We start from the raw sequence: 23384 nt of genomic DNA on the forward strand, positions 1-23384 counted from the left end.
TTCTTAAGGATAGACTTATACGCTTAGGTATACCACTTCTCATTTTATTACTTTGTAATCGGTTCTTAACGGGCAACTTTTTAGTGGTACGAATGACATGGCTGGTGAGGTGGGACATATTCGTTTAGAAGCGACTGCTCCAGAGAATGAGAATAATGGATCCCATCCAAGATCGGGTTCGATCGGCCATCGCTGCTGTTGCCATTTGACCAAATGCGTGCAGATTTTTAGCGCGAAACATATCATAGATGGAACCAGTGAGACAGAGTTCCAGCCGAACCGCTCAATAACACGGATTGAATTTACGGCTCTTTTGGTGCGGGCATTACATCTGAATGCGGGAAACCGGACACATTTCTTTGATGTTGATGAGAATGCCTGGTACAGTGATATTGTTTCCGCTGCTGTACATGCGGGGATCATCGAAGGCATGAGTGATTCCACATTCGCACCCGATAGCGTAATTACGCGTGAGCAAATGGCTGTCATGCTATTGAGAGCAGCTGGCCTAAGTAATAGAACATCATCGATTCAAGAGAAATCGATCCATTTCTCAGACGCTGCATCTGTCAGTGTATGGGCTGAGATTTACGTTGAGCAAGCTGCTCAGAAAGGTCTGATCCACGGTAAGGATAACGGTGCTATGGATCCTCAATCGATGACAACGCGTGCAGAAAGTGCGCAAGCAATTATTAATTTATTGAAGGGTTTTTAAATACCCAGACTGAGACTTTTCATAAAACCGGCCTTCGTTGAACGAGGGTCGGTTTTATGTGAATAGGGTGGAATGGACGTGCGAACCATTGTGAATTTTAGCGAGGGACGGCTAGCATTATAGTATTTACATAATCCAAATCATCCTTGTTTAACGCATTGATTCATAATGTAAGCGATCTCAAAGACAGACCGGTTGTATGAAAAGTCTTTCAGAGTTTGGTGATATCCCTAAACTTATGGCCACATTGCGGGAGGCATAACCTTTCCAAAACGTTAAACTTATGGGTGAAGTTTCAGAAAACAAATCATCTCCTGTAAAGTTTTGAATTCATATAGGTGGCCCATCACGGCACAAACGATTTACGTTGCTTCGTGTTCACAACCTCAAAAAATTCGACAATACGGGCGAAGATTTAGAAGATTTGATTTCGATAGGGACGATCGGACTGATCAAAGCTATCGAATCCTTCTCCCCGAACAAAGGGACAAAGCTGGCGACTTTTGCAGCACGTTGTATTGAGAATGAGATCCTGATGCATCTACGCTCCTTGAAGAAAACGCGGAAAGATGTGTCCTTGCATGACCCGATCGGAACGGACAAAGAGGGGAACGAAATTACTCTAATTGACATCCTCGGTAGTGAAGCAGATGATGTGGTGGATGCGGTGCAGCTTAAGATTGAGAAGAGCAAAATCTATCGGAATTTAGAGATTTTGGACGACAGGGAAAAGGAAGTCGTGGTAGGCCGGTTTGGTTTGGAGCTAGGTGGAGAAGAGCGAACGCAGAGGGAGATCGCGAAGGAGTTGGGCATTAGTCGCTCCTATGTATCGAGGATTGAGAAGCGGGCACTCATGAAGTTGTATCATGAGTTTTATAAGGCGAAGCGGTAAGGTCAACGAGTTAGTGAATCGCAGACTTCATTCATTTGGCTTCAAATAATGGAGGCGAAGACAATGACAGCCTTAATCCAAATTGAGCATGTAAGTAAATTTTACTATATGGGCGGAGAGACGATTCGTGCTTTGGATGACATCTCGCTAGACATCAAGCAAGGCGAATTTGTCGCTATTATGGGGCCGTCGGGTTCAGGGAAGTCCACGCTGATGAACATCATTGGCTGTTTGGACATTTCGGATGAAGGGGTCTACACGCTTGATGGGAAGCAGATTCACGCTTTGAAGGATGCACAGCTAGCTGAGATTCGGAATCGGAAGATCGGGTTTGTTTTTCAGAGCTTTAACTTGCTGCCGAGATTAAGCGCTTATGAGAATGTGGAATTACCTTTGATTTATCGGGGATTGTCGAGAAAACAGCGAGAGCCGCTGGTTTTAAAAGCGCTGGAGTCTGTCGATTTATTGGATCGCAGAAGGCATTTTCCTTCGGAGCTGTCTGGTGGACAGCAGCAACGCGTAGCTATTGCGCGCACTTTGGCTGGAGATCCTCCGATTATATTGGCGGATGAGCCGACTGGAGCGCTGGATTCAAAGACGGGCGTGGAGATCATGGATATTTTCAGGCGATTAAATGAGCAGGGGCGGACTATTATTGTGATTACGCATGATCGGCAGGTTGCGGAGCAGGCGAAAAGAGTAGTAAGGTTCCGGGATGGGCGATTGGTTCATTAACGGAATTGAACTACATTAATGGATAGTGGCCTTACGAGAAATCGTAGGGCTATTTGAATTTTTAAAAGATTGCTTAGTGATTTAAGAAATAGCCCAAAAAACAGCCATGGAAAACGACTGTACAATATATCACCTTATTATGGCTTACTATTATTGATCTGGCGTATCAGTAAAAAGTGTGCTGCAGAACTGACTTAAGCTCATTCCAGTCTTCCTTTTAAATATCTTTGCAAATGCATGAATGTTGGTGTAGCCGACTTTATTTGCAATCTCCCCGAAAGATAGTCCCGATTGTAGAGCTAGTTCCTTGGCTTTTTCTAGTCGAATCCAGACAAGATATTGCATAGGTGACATGCCGAAGGCATTGCGGAACTGCGTGATGATGTAGTTGCGGCTCCAACCGGAAAGCTTCTCCAGGTCTTGATGATTAAAGCCATCCTGCAGATGCTTTGTAATATAATTACGTATAAGGATGAGCTTAGCTCTGTTTGCATCTTCTTTCTTTGAAGATCGGACGGCAAGCTCTTTTTTGTGTGTTGATATCTCATATAAGGTTTGAGTGAGCAGGCTTTGACAATGGAAATGATCTTTTGCATCTGGCATTCGGTAATGATGGACAAGCTCTGTGAGCTTATGTTCAAGAGTGTGATTGTGGTAATTTCCCAGATAATGTGTTGTGGTTTCTCCATCTATATCAACAAGTTGCTGAATCGGAAAACCCGAGTCTCCAAAATGGAACACAATCGAAATACAGACATAAGGATGATCAGGACGAGTACTGACATGATGAAGCTCGTTTGGTCTATGGAACAATAGGTCGCCGCGTCTAGTCACATAATCACGGCCATTAATCTGATAGTCTGCGATCCCTTCTATTACATACTGCAACTGATATTGCTTAAGTATACGCGGTTTGAGTTTCCAGCCATTGGGGGCATTGAAGATGTGAGCCAGCGTAATATACGGAGGGAAATAGTATTGCTTTAATTGTTCCAGTGTATCATGCGGTTCCATAAAATAAAGCTTCTTTGACACAAGATACAACTCCTAACGGGTGAGATTCGCTGTTCTTAGTATACAAGGTATAAATATGAATAAAAAGTGTGATTTTGGTTACAACTCTGTTGCTTTCGACTAAATACGAACGGGCCAAAGCTCAGTAAAATATAAGCATGTAAGCAGGGAAATTAACAAATTTTTTAAAGGAGGATTAACAGTTCATGAAATTTTCTGATTTTGCTAGATCAGGCGAGGTGGTATCTCGCATCGGATTTGGATCTATGGGCCTAGGAGGCTCCTTTGGTACGTATGATGAAAAGTATTTAATAAAATCTGTCCTGCACAGTTTGGATCAAGGTGTGACGCTGATTGATAGCGCACGTGCTTACGGCGAATCGGAACGAATTGTGGGGCTTGCGCTCAAAGAATGGCGGGGCGAACGTCCGTTTATTACCTCTAAAGTACAATCCCTCGGTCCAGGATCGATTGGATGGGGGACACATATTCCAGTTGAAACCGCTTACCCGCAAGGTTGGCTGCGCCGTTGTACGGAAATTTCACTAGAGCAGCTTGGTGTAGAGACGATAGACCTTATGCAGCTTCACCAATACTGGCCGCAGTGGGATAAGAAGGATTATTGGATGGAGGAACTGCTGCAGTTGAAGGAAGAGGGGAAAATTCGGTTTATCGGTATTTCAATTCCCGATCAGCGCCATGACATTGCACTCTCGATTGTGCAAAGTGGCAAAATTGACGCCGTTCAGACCGTTTTCAATATTTTCGATCCACTGCCGCTTGACTGTTTGATTCCATTTTGTGAAGAGCACGGTGTTGCATTCCTTGCTCGCTGTATTATGGACGAAGGCGGTTTGACGGGATTTCTGACCAAAGAAACCCAATTTGGCGACTTAGACTACCGGAAGTCTTATTTCGACTATGTACCACGTGAGATGTATATAGAACGAGTAGAACGTCTGCGTAAATTTATTCCGCAATACGCAGACAATTTGGCTGAGCTTGCAATTAAATTCGTATTGAAACATCCAGGGGTTACCACCGCACTCGTATCGATGCATGTGCCTGAGTATGCCGACCAAAACATTGCAGCTGTAGATAAGGAACCGCTACCGGATGACGTATTTGAAGAAATTCGTAAATATCACCGATGGGTGCGTAATTTCTATGACTCCAAATTTTGGTAGTATGGAAAAAGTGCTCTGGTCGGAGCTCTTGCCATATGAATTCAAAAGACGTTTGGCTCATCATCCGCTTGTCTTCCTTCCGTTAGGCATTTGCGAACCTCATGGTCAAATCTCCGCATTTGGGCTTGATACAATTAAAGCAGAATGGTTATGCATAGAGGCCGCAAGAAGATGCGGGGGTATCGTGGCTCCCGCACTTGGCTATCACATTCATGAGTCCGGCTATCACGCGCGCTGGTTGGAGGAAACAGTGGGGCGAGAAAATCCGCATATGACGGCGATGCCTCCTCATATTATGCTTCCTTTCTTCTTGTATCAGCTACGCGCATTCGTGAATGCGGGATTCCGCGCGATATTCGTGGTCAGCGGACATAGCGGTGGAAACCAATATGATCTTCGTAAGGTTGCGGAAGCATTTTCAGCAAAAACGGGTGTACCTGTCCGAGCGGTCAGCGATCCTGAGCTAGTTGAAGGCATGTATGTAGGTGATCATGCAGGAAAATATGAAATTTCTCAGCTTCAATTTCTTCGTCAAGATCTTATAGATTTCACACAATTGAATCTGCATTTACAGGACGGCTCGGGCGGGAGACTTGCGCTGGGCGAGGATGCCTTGGAAGCAAGTGCCGAGAATGGCGAGCGCATTATGCATGCTTGTCTGAATGAGTTATGCAAACAAGCAGATCAAATGAAAGTGAGCTTTCATAGCACTATGGATGCAATCGAACCTATTTCATACGAAAGTGTGGAAGAAATATGGCGTCAATTGGTTAAACAAGCTCAATGGACAACGACTCAGCCCCATCCAGGACAAAATCGTGTGTCGGCAGACTCACCTTGGAAGCCTTTTGAGCATGTGGAAGAAACGATGGGATAGGGACTTATCCCATGTTAATTAGGAGGAAAGTACGATGTCATCTACTAAAATAAAAAGAGATTACAGTCTCACCGGTCCTGAAAATAAGAGGGCTCAAGAGCGAGGGCTGGTAACATCGGAATGGTATCAGTCGCCCATCCCGCGCCAGCGGATGAAGGAACTCATGAAGCGAAAAGACGGTCCTGCGATTCGAGATACGATCATCTGGTTTGCACTGCTGATTGGCACGGGTGCTCTGGCTTATTATTCATGGGGCACATGGTGGGCAATACCTGCGTTTTTCTTATATGGGACGATATATGCCTCGCCTGGTGACTCACGTTGGCATGAATGCGGGCATGGTACCGCGTTTAAGACACCATGGATGAACGAAGTGATTTATCAAATCGCTTCATTTATGGTTCTCCGATCAGCTACGCCTTGGCGCTGGAGCCATTCGCGTCATCATAGCGATACGTATATTGTTGGTCGCGACCCTGAAATTCTAACTGAGAGACCTCCAATCTGGAAGGTCCTTTTCATGGAAATTCTCCATCTGTACGGTGGGCCAATAGAAATCAAAAGATTTCTATTGCATTGCTTCGGGAAAGTAGATGCAACGGAAAATGAGTACATTCCGCAATCAGAACGTAAGAAAGCCTATTTGGAGGCTCGCATTTACTTACTTATTTTACTGTCGGTTATTGGGTTGTCCGTGTATCTGCATAGCTTTCTCCCGCTCATGTTTGTGGGACTACCGACTTTTTATGGGACGCTTTTAATGTTACTTTTTGGAATGTCACAGCATTTGGGCATGTATGAAGATGTATTGGATCACCGCTTGAACTCGCGAACGATGTATTTAAATCCATTTTTCAGATTTTTATATTGGAATATGAATTATCATATCGAGCACCATATGTTCCCGATGGTTCCTTATCACGCACTGCCGGCTTTGCATAAAGAGATGCAAGCAGACTGTCCGCAGCCCTGCCGCAGTTTGGGAGCAGCGCTTAAAGAAGTAATCGTTGCCCTAATTAAACAGGGAAAAGACCCATCCTATACCATCATTAAGCCTTTACCAAGCACCGCACGGCCATATAAGCATAGTCCGCAGGGACACACAACCGTAGAACAAAGATCTAGTGCAAACAAAGTGACAACAGGAGGAATTACTCATGGAGCTTAAGGAATGGATTGAGGCATGTTCAGCTGATGAGATAGAGGAAGAGGACGTCATCCGCTTTGATTACAACGACCGAACATATGCTATTTATCGTACAGATAAGAATGAATACTACGCATCAGATGGTTATTGCACGCATGAAAAATTTCATCTATCGAACGGATTGGTTATGGGCAATACAATTGAATGTCCCAAGCACAACGGCCGATTCGAAATTACGACCGGTCAGGCGAAACGAGCACCGGTGTGTGTAGATTTAAGGATGTACCCCGTTAAAGTAGAAGCAGGCAAGGTTTATATCAGGGTCGACTAGAGGAGGATGAAAAATGGCTGATCCAGGAATGGTCATAGTCGGTGCTGGGGAAGCTGGCGTGCGTGCGGCTATCGAGCTTCGAACGCAAGGCTGGGAAGGCAGCATAACCCTTATCGGCGAGGAGAAATGGGCCCCTTATGAACGCCCGCCGCTTTCAAAGGATACTCTGATTAGCGAGCAAATGCCTTCGCCGGTATTTATTATGGACTCGGAGAAATTGCAACAACATCAGGTTATTACGATTCCCTTGAAAAGGCGATGGGGAATGGAACGGCGCAAGTCATACCGGCGAAAAGTTGTTGTGAGTGGCATCTGGAAGTTGCTATTGGAGCAGGAGATTGGCAGAAAGCAGTTCGGTAATGGAAGGACGCAAGAGCGAAATTTAATATGAAAATTGATCGTGCCAAGCGGAGCTTCTTCAATGCTTGGCATGATCAATTTCAGATACAAAAGTGATAATTGCAGACATTGTTGTCAGTCACCAGACAAAGTAAGATGAATGTAATAAAAAGAGAGAGAGAAGTGATTCCAAATGCCAAATTCATTGTTCATTTGCTATCCGAGAAGCGCTTCCCGTCAAGAGAAGTTTGCCGCAAAGGAAATACGCCGCTATTTGTATGTTCGTACTTCCGTCCTATTGCCGATGGTTGAGGAAGATTCCATGCCTGAAGAAGCAAGCGGCTTTATTGTTGGTTATTCGGACAGTAGGTTAATTACAGACATAATTGTTACTCCGCACGATCAGTTAGAACCTATGAGTGAACAAGGCTATCAGCTGAAGACTGTTTCTTCTTCAAGCAGAAAGCGTCTTGTCATCTCAGGAGGACGCAAAGGCGGATTGCTCTATGCTGCATACCGTATAGCGGAGCATTGGGGCATTCGGTTCGCTCTTCATGGCGATATTATTCCCGATCAGCAGATTCCGCTAGTACTGCCTGACATCGAGGAATCTGGTTCGCCTTTATTTCAACTGAGAGGTATTCTTCCTTTTCATGATTTCCCAGAAGGTCCGGATTGGTGGAGCCAAGATGATTATAAGAGCGTGTTGTCTCAGCTTCCGAAGCTGCGTATGAATTTCATTGGCCTGCACACATACCCGGAGAGACCGCGTACGAATCTATATGCAAGCGCTGAGCCTGCAACTTGGATTGGACTAGCAGAGGACGTGAATGACAACGGAGATGTTAACTATAGCTATCCTTCCAGACATTTCTCGAGCGTTAATGGTGCTTGGGGATATGCTTCGAAAGAAACTGGGAGCTATTCGGACGGCGGAGATCAATTGTTCGAAAGGGACGATTATGGCGCGGATTATATGCAAGGCATGGCGCCATGGCCGGAAACGATGGAGGCTAGCAATGAGCTATTCAATCGTTTCGGCCGCTTGCTGAGAAACGTGTTTTCGTATGCGCAGGAGCTTGGCATTTCAACATGCCTTGGGACGGAAGGGCCGCTTACTATACCGGCGGAGGTCAAATCTCATCTGATTCAGAAGGGAATGGATCTTGAGGATGAGAAGACGATTCAGCGTCTTTACGAGGGGGTTTTTACACGAATCAAACAAACGCATCCGCTTGATTACTTTTGGTTATGGACACCTGAATTATGGACATGGGGAGGCAACACGGAAGAGCAAACGCAAGCGACATTGCGCGATATACAAGCAGCCATTCATGCTGCGGAGAAGGTAGACACTTCGATTCAAGTGGCCACTAGCGGCTGGGTGCTAGGTCCTCAATCAGATCGGACCCTGTTTGACCGCCATTTGCCCAAGTCAGTGCCATTTAGTTGCATTAACCGAAATCTCGGCAACGAATTTGTAGAGCCTGGGTTTCAAGCCATTGGGCAGCGTCCAACCTGGGCGATTCCATGGGTTGAAGATGATCCTGCAATGATTCTACCGCAACTATGGGCGGGACGTATGCGAAGGGATGCAGCTGATGCTGCATCCTATGGATGCTCTGGTCTTATGGGCATACATTGGAGAACGAAAGTGATAGATCCAACTATTGCTGCACTCGCAGCTGCAGGCTGGGAGCAGGCGGGGTGGAACGTGAACCTTGATAAGCCCGAAGACGCGGGTTCGTATTCTACAGAAGGATATTGGGACGGTCAGGCGCGGTCAGTAGTGGTGTTGCCAGGCCTGCACGACGAGCGATATAGAACAGTCAGAGTCGGTATGAAAGGATACCGTTTGCAGGTGCCGAATGGCACCTATACGTTGACGTTAACATTTATGGAGTGGGAAGTTACGGAGCCTGGCAAGCGCGTGTTCGACGTTTTCACGAATGGAAGTATTGATAAAAGGATTTATCAGCTTGATATTTTCAGCGAAAGCAAAGGGGTAAATCGACCTTTGGAGCGTACGATCCATGAACTGAAAGTGTCTGATGGGTTCATTGATATTACCTTCAATTGCCATAGTGGCGAAGCTTGCCTGTGTGCAATAGAGGTGGAAGGGCAAACGGACGATATCAATCAGTTCAAGGGAGAGGCTTACTCACGTCTGATTAACTGCGGAGGTACTGCGATTGACAAATATGAGGCGGATCTTTCGGAGCTTAAGATACGCGAACGCGATTTGCCAATCGCCGATTTCTATATGGATTGGGCTACGGCGCAGTTTGGTGTGGACGTTGCGGCTGATATAGCCGAAGTGTTTACTGAGCTTGACGGCAAGCTCCCTCGTCCAGCAACTTGGGTGTCCGGTCCTGGCAGCACCATTGTTGTTAATCGTTCGCCATGGGCAGACGTATCTTTGCAATATGGATTTGTAAATCGACTGGAAACCCTGCGGGAGCGGGTTCGTGGAGCGGGACAAATGGAACGCTTCGATTATTGGTTGAATCAATTCCGTTTTCTGCGCAGCTCTGCTCAGATTGGGTGCACGCTGGGCTTATACGAAGCTGCGGTGGAAGCACTGCAAGCACAAGCTTCAGATGATCAAAAACGGCTTGCTGCCAGAGAAAATCTGTTGCCGATTCGCAAAGAGCTTGTAGAGCAATATTCGGAGCTAAACAGCCACCTGCTGGCAACTGTTTCAACGCCAGGAGAGTTGGGCACCTTCGCCAATGTTCAACAGCAGACGATGGAGCTCCAACTGCATAAACCGGGGCTGGATCTGGAGACATGGCTGGGTGAGCCGCTGCCGAAAGATGCTTTACCTGGTTCAAGTTATACTGGCAAACCGCGTATGATTGTTCCAACCGTCCGTACGAGTCTGGAGATAGGGGAGCCTTTGAATCTGAAGGTGATGATGCTAGGTCACAAGCCAGATCAGCTAACGCTATACTGGAAACCATTGGGTGAACAGGATTATCGCAAAGTAGAAGGATGTCATGTAAACCGCAATGTTTATCAAGTATTGCTGTCACCGGAATCGGACGAGGATTTTGAGTACTACATGGAAGCGGTCTTTCCAGACAGTGAGAAGCTGCGGTTTCCTGCAGGTGCGCCGTATCTCAATCAAACCGTTGTCATAAACGCATAGCTCGAGCTTAAGTCAAAAGCAAATCGTAAGCGAGCAATGGGAGAAAGCAATGAAGGACGCATAATGGAGGAAATGATAAAACCCTGTCTACAGTAAATGAACTGTGGACAGGGTTTTCGTCATTTATTATTTCGGAGATTTCCAAGCATCCACTTGTTTTTGCATTTCAGCAATGATTTTTTCGGAACCTGCCGTTTTCATTTTAGCCAAAAATTCATTGTATTTATCTTCCGAAGCAATTCCGAGTTCAATGGATCTGGAGTATTCGTCATAAACAGCACTCGTTTTCGCGATTTCGGATTTTACCGGCTCTGAATCGAAGTTAAATCCTAGTAATTTAGAAGATGTTGCGGATTCGTTCATTTTCTTCGTGTCTTCCCAAACCGTTTTAGGCATACCTTTTTCAACATTAGCAAGGAAGTTGGTAGCAAACATCCATGGAACTTGCGGGTTGTATGCTTTTTGATTGTCTCCAGGAACCATGAACCCATCTGCGTCGATTTTGAAATGGTTATCCTTAATACCGAAGTTCAACAGATTGTAAAGGTCTTTATCCGTATTCAAAAGCTCGAGCAGCATCATGGCTCTTTCAGGATTTTTCGAGTTTCTGTTAATACCTTGCATCGTAGCGGTAATACCGCTTGTTGTAAGATGTGCTGTTCCAGCAGGAGCATCCACCATAGGATAACCAGCTTGAGCCGTTTCCCCGATTTCGCCGCCTGGTTTGAAAGCTCCGCCGAGATTCACTGCCCATTTACCAGCCTTCGCATCGGTCCATTCATCCTTTTTCTGAGAAACGCGGTCTTTGGAATTCAATAAACCTTTGGCGTTCCAATCTCTCATTGTAGCTGCAAATTTCTTAGCTTGTGGAGTTTCGAACTGGTTAATGACTTTAAGTGATGCATCGGAGTATTCGACCGCACCCGGAACGTTAAAGCCAGAAATGGCATCAAGATTAAACAAATCACTGCCAACTTGATCAAAAGATGTAATAAACGCTTTCTTTGGATCATCCTTATGAACGCTCGTTACATATGGCTCCAACAGGTGTAAGGTGTCCATATTAATTTTTCCACTTACAGAACTAAGATCGAACTTGTATTTGTCTACCAAATCTTTAGGGAACATCAAGGCAGGGGTTCTGGCAGAGATCTGTTGGTTGACAAATCCATAAATGTTACCCTTCACTTTCGCAGCATCCCACATCACTTTTGGCACGGTAGCATAGGTTTTAGGAGCATATTCTACGAGCAAATCATCAAGAGGAAGAAAGGCACCTTTTGCAACATTTTGGCTGAAGTTGGTAATCCAGCTTGCCGTAAAGGCTATGTCATACGGTTCGCCTGAGGCAATGACAACTTGCATTTTCTGATCATAGTCTCCAAATGCGAAAGGTTTGAAATCTACGGTTGCGTTGATCTTCGCTTTCAATACCTTGTTCACTTCAGCGAATACTTTATCCTGCTCAGGCTGCGGAAAGTTCCCAGGGAAGTACCAAGTCAGTTTGACTTCTGGGAGAGCTTCAGGTGTTACAGCGGCTTTGGCAGTCGGGCTTGCTGTTTCTTGCGTTGTTTTGCTGCCGCATGCGGAAAGTATCATGCTGACTACGAGAAGCATACTGCCTGCTATGAGAACTGGTTTCCCTAGTTTTAAAGTATTGAACATGTACAAAATCCTCCCTTTAATGTGAACATTATATGCTTAAAATGGATAATTATCTATATTTAAGCTACAATTTTACTGCACCTACTTGGTGGCTGATCTCTAATTTTATCGTAGCTTGAACCCCTAACATAAAACAATTTCTGATCTTATGGATAAGTTCAGTTCGGAGTGAAAGTGCGAGTTCTTATTTGCAGAGTAAGTTCTTAAATTAGGCAAAAAGACTCAATTGCCTCGAAAGCATAATAAAAACCCTGTCTATCAGATGTGTTCTGTGGACAGGGTTTGGTTCATGCATATTTTATTATTTTGAAGTTTTCCAAGCATCAATTTGTTTTTGCATTTCAGCAATAATCTTATCAGAACCGGCTGTTTTCATTTTAGCCAAAAACTCATTGTACTTATCTTCGGAAGCAGTACCAAGTTCAATGGATCTGGAGAACTCGTCATAAACAGCGCTCGTTTTTGCGATCTCGGATTTCACCGGCTCTGCATCAAAGTTAAAACCTAGTAATTTAGAAGGTGTTGCCGTTTCGTTCAGTTTCTTCGTGTCGTCCCAAACCGTTTTAGGCATTCCTTTTTCAACGTTAGCAAGGAAGTTGGAAGCAAACATCCATGCAACTTGCGGATTGTATGCTTTTTGGTTGTCGCCAGGAATCATGAATCCATCTGCATCGATTTTGAAATGGTTATCTTTCATACCGAAGTTCAACAAATTGTAAAGATCTTTGTCTGTATTCAGAAGCTCAAGCACCATCATTGCTCTTTCAGGATTTTTCGAGTTCTTGTTGATACCTTGCATTGTTGCGGTAATACCACCTGTTGTAAGAGCTGCTGTTCCGGCAGGAGCATCGACCATCGGATAACCGGCTTGAGCTGTTTCACCGATATCACCGCCTGGTTTGTAAGCGCCACCGATATTCATTGCCCATTTACCAGCCTTCGCATCTGTCCAATCATCCGTTTTCTGAGAAATGCGTTCTTTGGAATTCAATAATCCTTTGGAGTTCCAATCTCTCATTGTAGCTGCGAATTTCTTAGCTTGCGGAGTTTCATACTGGTTAACGACTTTCAGTGATCCATCAGAATAATCAACCGCACCCGGAACGTTAAAGCCCGAAATGTAATCAAGATTAAACAAATCGCCAAATGAACTAAAGGAGGTGATGAATGCTTTCTTTGGATCGTCTTTATGCACGCTTGTTACATAAGGCTCCAGCAAGTTTAGATTGTCTGCATTAATTTTGCCGCTTACAGATTTGAGATCTAGCTTGTACTTCTCAGTCAGATCTTTCGGGAACATTAGAGCTGGTGTTCTGGCAGAGATTTGTTGGTTGACAAATCCATAAATTTTACCCTTCACTTTCGTAGCATCCCACATCGATTTTGGTACGGAAGCATAGGATTTCGGAGCATACTTAGCAAGCAAATCATCAAGCGGCAGTAAGCCGCCTTTTGCTACACCTTGGCTGTAGTTGTTAATCCAGCTTGCCGTAAAGGCAATATCATACGGTTCGCCTGAGGCAATGACGACTTGCATCTTCTGATCATACTCACCAAATGCGAACGGTTTGAAATCTACGGTTGCATTAATTTTTGCTTTCAATACCTTGTTCACTTCTGCAAATACTTTATCTTGTTCAGGCTGCGGGAAGTTTCCTGGGAAGTACCAAGTCAGTTTGACTTCTGGAAGCGGTGCTTGTGTTTCTGCTGCTTTAGCAGTTTCAGCCGCTTTGACCGATGGGCTTGCTGTTTCTTGCGCCCCGTTGCTTCCGCAAGCGGAAAGCATCATGCTGACTGCGAGAAGCATACTGCCTGCTACTAGACCTGTTTTTACTAGCTTTAAATTTTTGTACATATACAAAATCCTCCCTTTTGGTTGTAAACATTATATTCTTAAAATGGATTTTACCCATGTTTAAGTTACCCTTTTACTGCACCTACTGTAAGGCCTCTGACGAAGTATTTTTGGAAAAACGGAAACACGATTAGCATTGGACCAGCAGCAAGTATGGCCATAGCCATTCGGGCGGATTCCGAGGGTAGATCGGCATTTTTCATACTAGGCGGCATCATATTGCTTGCGCTCGTCAGATATTGAATATTATTCATCATTCTGTAAAGCATATATTGGAGGGGGACGAGGCTTTCTTTCTCGACATACAGCAAGCTTAGCCACCAATCATTCCAATAATGTAAAAGCATGAATAGCGCAACTGTCGCAAGCCCCGGCTTAGCTAACGGGAGAATGATTTGAAAAAAGATTCTGAATTCGCTTGCTCCGTCAATCATGCAGGATTCAATGATGCTGAGCGGGATCTTTTGCATAAAGGATCTCAAAATCAAGATAAACCAAGGAATAGCCAAATAGGGCAGAATTAGCGCAAAGATCGTGTTTTTCAAATGTAAGTAATTCGTAATTAAGATATAGGTCGGAACGAGTCCACCGTTAAACAACATGGTGAAAAAGACATAAAAGCTTAGAGAGTTTTTAAATTTAAAGTCTTCACGAGACAGCGCATAGGCAATGCCTGCCATGACTGTCACCGAAACGAATGTACCGAAGAAGCTAACAAAGAGAGAGACCTTGAACGCGTTAATTAGCTGAACAGGCTGATACAAGATGTAAGCATAGGCCGTAGTATCAAATATTTTTGGAAATAATTTATATCCATTCTTAACAATGTCGACTTCATTACTGAATGAAATGGAGATGATGGATAGGAGCGGAATGATACATGTGAGACTGAACAGGATAAATAGTAGGTTGATCATGACCTGAGGCCACGTTTTTCTTGCCAGCATTTGCTCACCTCTGTGTAGTTCTAGAATAATTTGTTCTCTTCGTCTACTTTCCTTACGATAAAATTACTTATCAAAACAATGATGAATCCCATTGTAGATTGAAATAGACCTACTGCAGACGACATACCAATATCTCCGGATACTTTTAGCATTCGGTACACATACGTATCAATAACTTGAGTTACAGGGTACAATTGGCCGATCTCTCTCGGTACGAAGAAGAACAAGCCGAAATCGGAGTAAAAGATTTTTCCTACGGATAATAAAGTCATAATTGTAATTAGCGGCATGAGCAACGGAATTGTAATGGTGCGAACCATTTGAAACTTAGAGGCGCCGTCTATAGCTGCAGCTTCGTAATATTCTTGTGAAATACCCAGAATGCCCGCATAAAAAATGATGCTCACATAGCCTAGACCCTTCCAGATGTTAATAAACGTTAAAAGAATAGGCCAAATCCAAGTCTCTGTGTAAAAATCAAACGAAAGATTACCTATACGTTCCATATAAGAGGTAATAATGCCATGCGGGCCTAGAAAAGAATAAGCCATATATGCGACAATGACCCACGAAAAGAAATAAGGAAAGAAAAATATAGTTTGATACGCTTTTAGAAGCCTTCTGCTAACGATTTCATTTAAAAGGATGGCAAACAACACGGAGAGAAACGTACCGACTACGATAAATATGGTGTTGTAGGCCAACGTATTTCTCACCACGATCCACGCATCGCTAGATGTGAAGAAAAATTTAAAATTGTCGAAACCGACCCACGGGCTGTGAAAGATGCCATCTGTATAGTTGATGTTTTTGAAAGCGATGAATATCCCGCCCATTGGGATGTAAGAAAAAATAAAAATAATGAGGATGGCTGGAAACGCTAACAGAATTAACTGGACATTCTTTTTAGTGTTCTGAGACTTAAGTATGGTTTTTATCAAGTGCTCCCTGCTCCTTTAACCAGATTTTTTTCGAAATGCTTGGTGACTGACCTCTGGCCTTATCGTAGCCTGTGCTTCTGCCGTAAAACAATTTCTGATATCACGGATGAGTTCAGTTCGGAGTCAAAATTCGAGTTCTTAATTGAATAGTAAGTTCTTAAATTAGGCAAAAACCCTCGATTGCGTAACAAAGGGTTCATTATTAGCAGTGTTTGTGATAATCTTTTGGCAGAAGGAGTTGTCAAATATGTTTAAAAAATTCAGCATGAAAAACCCATTTCAACTGTTTCTTACGATACTGCTGCCATTTCTTCTAAGTACAGTATTGCTTCTTTTCGTACAATCTTCGTTTTTAACCCAGAACTTTGAAAGCTTTGCTCTTCAAATGGTTTATAATCAACAAAAATCCGACTTACAGAATACAAGTCGGAATGTAAGCGTTATGGCACAATCAGCCCGGTCTGTTGCGACGACAGCTTTTTTTGATGATACGATTAAGGATTTGCTTTATACGGATGTAAATGCCGGAGACTACATTAAATATAAGGACAAATTAGCATCCTATAAAAACATTTATCCTTTTTTACAATCCATCTATATTTATAATGGAAGTTATATTCATGCGTTGCCAAGTCAGAAATTTGTATATAACCGTTCAACCTTCGAGGATATGGGGATTTTCCCTATTTTGGACGACATTAAGCATAACCGATCTCATAGTATTGTTTTAAGACAAATACCTAATATGATGTATGGAATTTCGTCAAACGCTGAGAAAGATATTTATGTGTATTCCTATCTTTTTTTCGATTCGCAAGTTCAGAGCGGTAAAGTTAGCGAAGCCATTGTTCTTAATATCTCGGAAGAGTCGATCAGACAAACGATCAGCTTGTCCGACCATAAGAATGACAATCGCATCTTTATCATTGATCGTGATGGAAGGTTAATGTCTGGAGATGGCAAGCATCCATTGCTCAGTGTTCTAAATGAAAACGACTATATCCAAAAAATTCAATCGTCAAAGGAACCCAGCGGAAACCTTCGAATAAATGTGGATGGTGTAGATTCATTCATCACATATGCAGACACAGATACCTTCGGCTGGAAAATAATTAGCATTACTCCCTATCATAGCATCGTCCAAGATGTGGAACGTATGAAGCAAAAAACCTATCTACTTGTTATTTGTTTTATTGTCGGAAGTATCTTATTATCGTTTTATTTATCGCGAAGACTGTATAAGCCTATGAACGTCGTCATTCAGAACTACATCGAGTTGGAATCCGAAAAGAGAAACGAGCTGTACAATCGAAAACAAAATTTCCTGCGAAGTATGGTACTTTCTAATGAAATGATACCTATTGAACATCTAATGAAACGCTTCAATAACTATCACATTGAGCTAGAGCCGGCAGATTCGTTTGTACTCTTACTAGTTAAAATCGATCATTTTGCGGATTTTTGTTCGGCGTTCAGCTTAAAGGATCGAGGCTTGTTGAAGTTCGGCATGATCAACATTATTTCTGAGTTGCTGTCTACCACATTTAAACATGAATGTATTGAAATCGCAGAGGATCAGATCTTAATTTGGATGAACTACGATGGTTTGGAATTTCCGTCCAAGGATGACTTCCTAGTTTCGCATGTAAAAGATATTCAAGAAAATACACAAAAATTTTTGAATGTATCAATTTCGATTACCTTCAGCGAACCATTTCAAATGTTGAATACCATCAACTTTCATTACTTGAAAACACTTGATTTATCCAATTACAGATTAATTATTGGGCATAAAGCTTTAATTTCGTATGATCGTATAGATATTCAGACGGATGAGTTTAAATATCCGCAGGACCAAGACAAGGAACTGGCAGATGCATTAATTCAGGGCCAATTTGCTGAAGCAAAACTGGTGTTGTCCAATGTTATCCAAACCACTTCTCGATATAGTTTTACTGTGCTAAATTCAGTGCTTATTCGATTATTGTTATCAATTCGTCATGCGATTGAAATCGTTGAAGCTAATCATGCGATTAAGGTGAATTTCAATTTCAATACCTACCTGGCAGCTCTTCAAAAGATGGAAACATTAGAGCAGATCCAGTCCGACTTTCATGGGCTTTTTGACCATTTAGAATCAGAGCTGGAAGCTAAAAAAGATAACAAATACATCAAACTGATTGAGGACGTGAATCAGATCGTTCATGCAGAGTTTGCAAATCCAGCGTTATCTTTGGATGAAATAGCCGAAAAGGTGAAGTTATCATCTCCATATCTGGGTAAATTATATAAGAAGCATTGTCTCATTTCTGTCACAGATTATATCAATCATGTTCGGCTAAGTTATGCATGTAAGCTAATCGCAGATTCAGAGGAAACGATTAACGATATTATGGAAAAATCAGGGTATATCAGCCGAAGTCATTTTTTTACTTTATTTAAAAAAGCATATGGCGTTACGCCTAATCAGTATCGAAGTAATGCAAACGTGCGTAATTGAGAAGAAGAACATGCGGAATAACCGCATGTTCTTTTCTTATTTTGGTAATTAGTGAACAAATGCATGAAAAGAGAACTGCTTTTTTCACTCGAAATTGAACTTATTAATGATATAAGAAGTTCATTTTTGCAGCCTGTACGCTTAAGGTCAATATACAGGAGGTGGAAAGAAAAGGCTCAATAATTTTGACAGATTAAACTAGAATTTGAACATTGAGAATCGAATAGCTTTGTAAACCTTGAAATCTAGGAGGTGATAAACATTAAGATGTGCAGTTAAGAGAGACGCAAGAATGTAAGCGTTTCCATGAAAACCGAGATCGTTATGCGTTCGTGCCAACATGTAAATCTTCTCGCGCCAAAGCGGCGCTGATCGTGACTTACATGTTCAAAGTTAACACTGGGGAGGGAATGTTTTTACTAATGAGAAGAACAATGTCTGCATTTCTTGCGTTCTGCATGCTTTTTTCTATTTTTACTTTTACAACTTCTGTATCGGCAGCAACAAGCTCTAATGTCCAGTTAAACTACACAGATCTCGAAATAAACTTAAGTAATACTTACGAAACTCCATTATATGTTACTGTTGGTTCTTTTTCCGAGCCAAGCGCAAATGGAAAGGTTACTTGGTCAAGCAGTAATCCAGCAGTGGCTACAGTTGACTCAACCGGCAGAGTAAAGCCGATCGGAGTAGGTTCAACGGTCATTACTGCTACACACACCAATTATCCTAGTGAACCTGTAACATGTGATGTTACTGTTTATTCAACGACCAGCCATACATTTTATTATGTGTCGCCAAATGGTTCAGATGTAGCTGCAGGTACAGAAGCAGCGCCATTTAAAACAATTCAAAAAGCAAGGGATACGATTAGAGCGCTTCCTGTAATACCAAATGGTGGAATTACAGTTATATTAGAAGATGGTAAATATTTCACTTCAGAAACGATTACGTTCACCCCTGAAGACAGCGGAACTCGGGATAATCCGATTATTTACAAAGCGCGAAATGCCGGGAAAACGATTATCACAGGTGAAGTTCCAATTACAGGGTGGAGTAAAGCAGCAGACTCGAGCGAGATGTCCTCTCTTGCCCAAGGCAAAGTATATGTTGCCGACGTGGGAACGGGATGGAGATTTCATGACCTCTACGTAAACGGTGAGCGTCAGCAGGTCTCCAGATCCTATAACTCGAGTGAATGGCGTTCTTGGCCTCTTTTCAAAGGCAGGGCTCCTATTTCTTATGATCCTGTTAAAGGGACGAAAGTCGTATTCGGAAATGGTGAACTGAACGGGCTGGATGGAAAACAAGATATAGAGGTTGCGCTGCTGCCTGTGATTTACTGGAACAGTATCCCTGTTCTCACTTCTATAGACTCGGCAAGCAAAACCGGTTATTTGCAATCCAAAGTGCCTTCCAACTTCTGGACAGATCATTTTGAATATGGCTACTACAATATTCTGAACACGCTAAAATATTTGGATCAGCCAGGCGAGTGGAGCGTCGACAGCCAGGCAGGCAAGGTCTATTACTGGCCTAAAGACGCGAACTCCATAGATACAGATCAGATCGTTGCGCCGAAACCCTATGAGCTTTTGAAGCTTCAAGGGGACAAAGTGGAACAAAATTTCGCCAATCTTGTCCAATACCTCACCTTCGACGGGATCAGCTTCGAATATACGGACAGACTTCCTGAGAATGAATTTCCAGATGACTGGATTATTCGAAATGCCGAGAATCCGGATGCGGCCGTATACTTGGATGGGACGAAAAACATTAAAATCATCAACTCGAGCGTTAAGCATTCCGGATCTTACGGCATTACAGTTAATCACTACGGACAACGCAACGAGATCATTCACAATCAACTAAGCGATCTTGGCAGCGGCGGCGTTCAGTTTATGGGTTACGGCGTGGGAACAACGGATGTTAACAAAAACAATACCGTCATGTTTAACTCCGTTTTCAAAATGGGCGTCGGCCCTTATCAGCATTCTCCGGCTATTAGCGTGTTCGGCAGTGGTAAAAACACGTTGGCCTACAATTATATTGCTGGAGCTCCTTACGCCGGAATTTCGATTGTAGGAACGGACGAAAATTCCGTTAGCGCAACCAAACCGAACACTCGCGCGGCATACGACCTGTTCGGCGAACGGAAAAATCAATATGGAATTCGATTTGGTGAGTTGGATCAACTTCCGGCTTCTGAGAAAGACGGTGTGAACGGCGAATATTTTTCTATTGCCAAGCTCGCTCAAAAATATCAACACTCGGAGCGTAACGTAGCGGAGTACAACATTCTAGAAGACTATTCGCAGTCGATGGATGATGGCGGTGCACTATATTCCTGGTATAGCGGTCTTGGAAATGTGTACGCTTACAATGTTTTGAAGGAACAGCTGCAGGGAGCAAGAACGTGGGTGTTCTGGTTGTATATGGACGATCGTGCGATCGGATATACGCTGGAAAATAACCTTACCAGCGGTAATTTTAACGCAACGATCGATAAATCTTTTGCGCCTTACTCGAATCGGAGAATCAATAACCTCTATGCTGCTTATCCGGCGGTACCGGCAGGTTACGATGCGCAACGTCAAAAAATATTGAGCGACGTGCAGAGAATGGTCGGCGGGTATGCCCTCCCTGGGTCGGAAACGCCGATAATTATCCAGCCTGTTGATGGGGACACCAAAGCGCCGATGCCTACGACCATTCATTGGAATACGGTTCACAACGCATCGGCGTATAAGCTCGAAATTGCGACGGATGCCAATTTTACGAACATTGTGAAAACGATAGATACAACATCATCGATCGTAACCATTAGCGATCTTCAATTTAATACGAAATATTATAGCCGTGTTACTACTCGCGAGTATTTAGCGCCTCCGCAAACGAGCAGTGTCACAACCTTCACAACCGATGTTCAGCAGCCACCGACGGTTGTTCCGCAAGGGTTCTCCGTCATCAATAGTTTCGGTGCCGTTCTCACGAAGTGGAATCCAATGCCGAATACGTCGGTCAATGTATACCGAAAAGGCGAGAATGATCCTAACTATGTAAAGATAGCTGAAAACATCGCAGGAAACGGCTATTTAGACAGCAATGTCGCAGAGAAGAAATCGTACTCCTATAAAATTGCTGCTGTCAACACAGCGGGCGAGGGTCCGCTAAGCGATTCGATCACCTATTCCACGTTAGCACAGGAGATCCTATTCAGCGATACGTTCGACACCTCGATTAGCGATCAATGGACAGATCTTAATGGAACTGTAGTGAAGAGTACGCCAGCCAATGCAGTGGTTACGAACGGACAATGGATTCCGGCGGGCAATTGGAGGGAGTATTATGTGGGGTTAGGTAACGCCCAATGGAAAGACTATGCGGTTGAAGCCGACATTACCTTCAATGGGCTTCAAGCAGGGGCGGAATCCTATTCCGGTTTTGGTCTGGTTACTAGAGCGAATAAAAGCGGAACGAGGTCTCAATTCTACCAGTTTATCGTTCGTACGAATGATAGAAAGTACGAATTCGTTAAAAATAACGCCGGTGTTTGGTCGACTTTTATTACTGTAAACAATGCCAACGTACCTGTTGCAGGTACATTGTTCAAAATGAGATTCGAGAATGAAGGGAACATTGTCCGTATTTATTTGAATGGTGTGCTGATCGGAGAAACGACGGACAGTTCGTTTGCAAGCGGCGGGGTTGGGTTCGGGTACGGCAAAGATAACATTAAGATCGATAATGTTCGTGTTCTCAAACTGAAGGATTACGCGGTAACCCTGGGCCAAGCGCCGAACGGATCGATTTCTTCAACGGCGGTAGCAGGAAAAGTGACAGCAGGTCAAAATGTAGAGTTTTCGTTTGCCCCTGCCAATGGCTATAAGGTAAAGAAAGCATTCGTCAATGGCAATGAAGTCGGGTTGGCTAATGGCAAGTACTTGGCAGCCAATGTGCAGGCCGATCTAATCGTAACGGCGGAATTCGAAGTTGCTAATGATCTCGTGAGCATAACAGCGCCACCTGCCATTACCGATGCAGCGAACGGAACGGCGAAGACGGCAGCAGCCCTCGGATTGCCAACCACAGTCGCTTTGGTTACCGCTAACGGAAATATAAATGCCAACGTGGCCTGGGATGTTGACGCTGCAAGCTATGATCCGTCTCAGAAAGCATCGCAAACTTTCACGGTCAATGGCATCGTGACTTTGCCGGCAGGCGTGTCAAATACAAACGGTGTACCATTGACAACCAGCATCCGTGTAACTGTGACTGCCGGCGCAGGAGTTCAGATAACCGGTCCGGCATCCGTACTAAGCGGGCAACCTTTTAGCCTGACTTACAGTTTGGTAAATGTTACAACGAGTGTTTACGCCCAGGATCTAACGATTAGCTTTAATCCGGGACAATTGCGATTTATTTCTGCGGAGTCAATCGTTAACGGATTTTCAGTTGTGGGTGAATCAGATACTAATGGGACGGTAAGATTACTTGCAGCAGCAACAGGATCGTCTGGCGCAGTTATGGGAACGTTGGGCGTTTTGAAGCTGAACTTTGAGGCTCAAAACCAAAAAGTGAGTAGTCCCGTTAACGTGAATCGATCCGTCGTCGCTGACGTAAATGGCGTTGAAACGCCATTAAACAGCCTTTCTGCCTACAACGTTCAGATTACTAATAATCAATTAGTGGACAAAACAGCGCTAAATGCGGTGATATCAGCTGCACAAACGACGGTCGATTCAGCTAAGATTAGCTCGACCCGATGGGGACATTATTCGCAGCTTGCAGTCGATGCGTTCAAAGCGGCGATCAGCAGCGCGCGTATAGTTCTCAATGATGTGAATACCTCGCAGGCACAGGCAAATCAGGCTGTTATTGATCTGAACACAGCGTTGGTTACATCTAAGGGATCCGTAAATACGACCGTAAACGTAGGCGACTTGGCCCTATTGGCGGGTAATTACGGAGCAATTAGCGGCGACACGAATTGGTCTTCGCTTCAAATGTATGATTTTAATCAGGACAATAAGTTGGATATTATCGACCTGGCAGCTTTGGCAAGAAAAATTCTAGGACAGTAATTTC

At 43.7% G+C, this 23384-nt stretch carries 16 protein-coding genes and 1 pseudogene; 12 read left to right on the forward strand and 5 right to left on the reverse strand.

Going from position 1 to position 23384, the window contains the following annotated elements:
• Positions 1-73: 73 nt before the first annotated feature.
• The 4 genes and pseudogenes from AC58QC_RS06405 to AC58QC_RS06420 all read left to right on the forward strand — a co-directional run.
• Positions 74-298, forward strand: a pseudogene (locus AC58QC_RS06405) (hypothetical protein); the annotation flags it as partial.
• A gap of 18 nt (positions 299-316) precedes the next feature.
• Positions 317-715 (forward strand): S-layer homology domain-containing protein, encoded by a 399-nt coding sequence (locus tag AC58QC_RS06410; RefSeq protein WP_497414679.1) that lies wholly within the window; start codon positions 317-319, stop codon positions 713-715.
• 328 nt (positions 716-1043) lie between these two features.
• Positions 1044-1607 carry an RNA polymerase sporulation sigma factor SigK gene (sigK, locus tag AC58QC_RS06415; protein WP_497414680.1) on the forward strand — a complete coding sequence of 188 codons (564 nt, stop codon included), beginning with the start codon at positions 1044-1046 and terminating at the stop codon, positions 1605-1607.
• A 63-nt stretch (positions 1608-1670) separates the two neighbouring features.
• Entirely contained in the window at positions 1671-2342 is a 672-nt protein-coding gene (locus AC58QC_RS06420) for an ABC transporter ATP-binding protein (protein WP_497414361.1), read from the forward strand.
• A 150-nt stretch (positions 2343-2492) separates the two neighbouring features.
• On the opposite strand, the gene AC58QC_RS06425 is transcribed toward AC58QC_RS06420, so the two are convergent.
• Positions 2493-3377, reverse strand: a complete 885-nt coding sequence (locus AC58QC_RS06425; RefSeq protein ID WP_497414362.1) for a helix-turn-helix domain-containing protein — start codon at positions 3375-3377, stop codon at positions 2493-2495.
• A gap of 185 nt (positions 3378-3562) precedes the next feature.
• Between AC58QC_RS06425 and AC58QC_RS06430 the strand changes: the two genes are divergently transcribed.
• The 6 genes from AC58QC_RS06430 to AC58QC_RS06455 all read left to right on the forward strand — a co-directional run bounded on the left by AC58QC_RS06430 (position 3563) and on the right by AC58QC_RS06455 (position 10388).
• A complete protein-coding gene (locus AC58QC_RS06430; RefSeq protein WP_497414363.1) occupies positions 3563-4543 on the forward strand; it encodes an aldo/keto reductase in 981 nt (326 codons plus the stop codon).
• The gene (locus AC58QC_RS06435) at positions 4524-5420 is read left to right on the forward strand and encodes a creatininase family protein (RefSeq protein ID WP_497414364.1); all 897 of its coding nucleotides are present in this window, start codon (positions 4524-4526) and stop codon (positions 5418-5420) included. The genes AC58QC_RS06430 and AC58QC_RS06435 overlap by 20 nt, the downstream gene beginning before the upstream one ends.
• Before the next feature lie 34 nt (positions 5421-5454).
• A complete protein-coding gene (locus AC58QC_RS06440) occupies positions 5455-6588 on the forward strand; it encodes a fatty acid desaturase family protein (protein WP_497414365.1) in 1134 nt (377 codons plus the stop codon).
• A complete protein-coding gene (locus AC58QC_RS06445) occupies positions 6578-6898 on the forward strand; it encodes a MocE family 2Fe-2S type ferredoxin (RefSeq protein ID WP_497414366.1) in 321 nt (106 codons plus the stop codon). Before AC58QC_RS06440 ends, AC58QC_RS06445 begins: the two co-directional genes overlap by 11 nt.
• A 13-nt stretch (positions 6899-6911) precedes the next feature.
• A complete protein-coding gene (locus AC58QC_RS06450; protein WP_497414367.1) occupies positions 6912-7289 on the forward strand; it encodes an FAD-dependent oxidoreductase in 378 nt (125 codons plus the stop codon).
• A gap of 141 nt (positions 7290-7430) precedes the next feature.
• Entirely contained in the window at positions 7431-10388 is a 2958-nt protein-coding gene (locus AC58QC_RS06455) for a malectin domain-containing carbohydrate-binding protein (protein ID WP_497414368.1), read from the forward strand.
• Positions 10389-10514: 126 nt separating this feature from the next.
• Here AC58QC_RS06455 and AC58QC_RS06460 read toward each other — a convergent pair whose 3' ends face one another.
• From AC58QC_RS06460 to AC58QC_RS06475, 4 genes are all read right to left on the reverse strand, one after another.
• A complete protein-coding gene (locus AC58QC_RS06460; RefSeq protein ID WP_497414369.1) occupies positions 10515-12053 on the reverse strand; it encodes an ABC transporter substrate-binding protein in 1539 nt (512 codons plus the stop codon).
• Between the two features lie 301 nt (positions 12054-12354).
• Complete coding sequence (locus AC58QC_RS06465) at positions 12355-13908, reverse strand: ABC transporter substrate-binding protein (protein ID WP_497414370.1); 1554 nt, start codon at positions 13906-13908, stop codon at positions 12355-12357.
• Between the two features lie 65 nt (positions 13909-13973).
• Complete coding sequence (locus AC58QC_RS06470) at positions 13974-14855, reverse strand: carbohydrate ABC transporter permease (RefSeq protein ID WP_497414371.1); 882 nt, start codon at positions 14853-14855, stop codon at positions 13974-13976.
• A 20-nt stretch (positions 14856-14875) separates the two neighbouring features.
• Positions 14876-15793, reverse strand: coding sequence for an ABC transporter permease (locus tag AC58QC_RS06475; protein ID WP_497414681.1), 918 nt, complete (start codon positions 15791-15793; stop codon positions 14876-14878).
• Positions 15794-16043: 250 nt separating this feature from the next.
• Here AC58QC_RS06475 and AC58QC_RS06480 point away from each other — a divergent pair, with 250 nt between their 5' ends.
• Positions 16044-18296 carry an AraC family transcriptional regulator gene (locus AC58QC_RS06480; protein ID WP_497414372.1) on the forward strand — a complete coding sequence of 751 codons (2253 nt, stop codon included), beginning with the start codon at positions 16044-16046 and terminating at the stop codon, positions 18294-18296.
• A 422-nt stretch (positions 18297-18718) separates the two neighbouring features.
• On the forward strand, positions 18719-23380 hold the full coding sequence (locus tag AC58QC_RS06485; RefSeq protein ID WP_497414373.1) for an Ig-like domain-containing protein: 4662 nt from the start codon (positions 18719-18721) through the stop codon (positions 23378-23380).
• Positions 23381-23384 lie beyond the last annotated feature (4 nt).

Source organism: Paenibacillus sp. J22P51, assembly GCF_059692215.1.

Coding starts and splice junctions, on each gene's coding strand:
- AC58QC_RS06430 (WP_497414363.1), top strand. CDS start 3,563: ATGAAATTTTCTGATTTTGCTAGATCAGGCGAGGTGGTATCTCGCATC.
- AC58QC_RS06460 (WP_497414369.1), bottom strand. CDS start 12,053: ATGTTCAATACTTTAAAACTAGGGAAACCAGTTCTCATAGCAGGCAGT.
- AC58QC_RS06435 (WP_497414364.1), top strand. CDS start 4,524: ATGACTCCAAATTTTGGTAGTATGGAAAAAGTGCTCTGGTCGGAGCTC.
- AC58QC_RS06445 (WP_497414366.1), top strand. CDS start 6,578: ATGGAGCTTAAGGAATGGATTGAGGCATGTTCAGCTGATGAGATAGAG.
- AC58QC_RS06450 (WP_497414367.1), top strand. CDS start 6,912: ATGGCTGATCCAGGAATGGTCATAGTCGGTGCTGGGGAAGCTGGCGTG.
- AC58QC_RS06455 (WP_497414368.1), top strand. CDS start 7,431: ATGCCAAATTCATTGTTCATTTGCTATCCGAGAAGCGCTTCCCGTCAA.
- AC58QC_RS06485 (WP_497414373.1), top strand. CDS start 18,719: ATGAGAAGAACAATGTCTGCATTTCTTGCGTTCTGCATGCTTTTTTCT.
- AC58QC_RS06465 (WP_497414370.1), bottom strand. CDS start 13,908: ATGTACAAAAATTTAAAGCTAGTAAAAACAGGTCTAGTAGCAGGCAGT.
- AC58QC_RS06480 (WP_497414372.1), top strand. CDS start 16,044: ATGTTTAAAAAATTCAGCATGAAAAACCCATTTCAACTGTTTCTTACG.
- AC58QC_RS06420 (WP_497414361.1), top strand. CDS start 1,671: ATGACAGCCTTAATCCAAATTGAGCATGTAAGTAAATTTTACTATATG.
- AC58QC_RS06470 (WP_497414371.1), bottom strand. CDS start 14,855: ATGCTGGCAAGAAAAACGTGGCCTCAGGTCATGATCAACCTACTATTT.
- AC58QC_RS06440 (WP_497414365.1), top strand. CDS start 5,455: ATGTCATCTACTAAAATAAAAAGAGATTACAGTCTCACCGGTCCTGAA.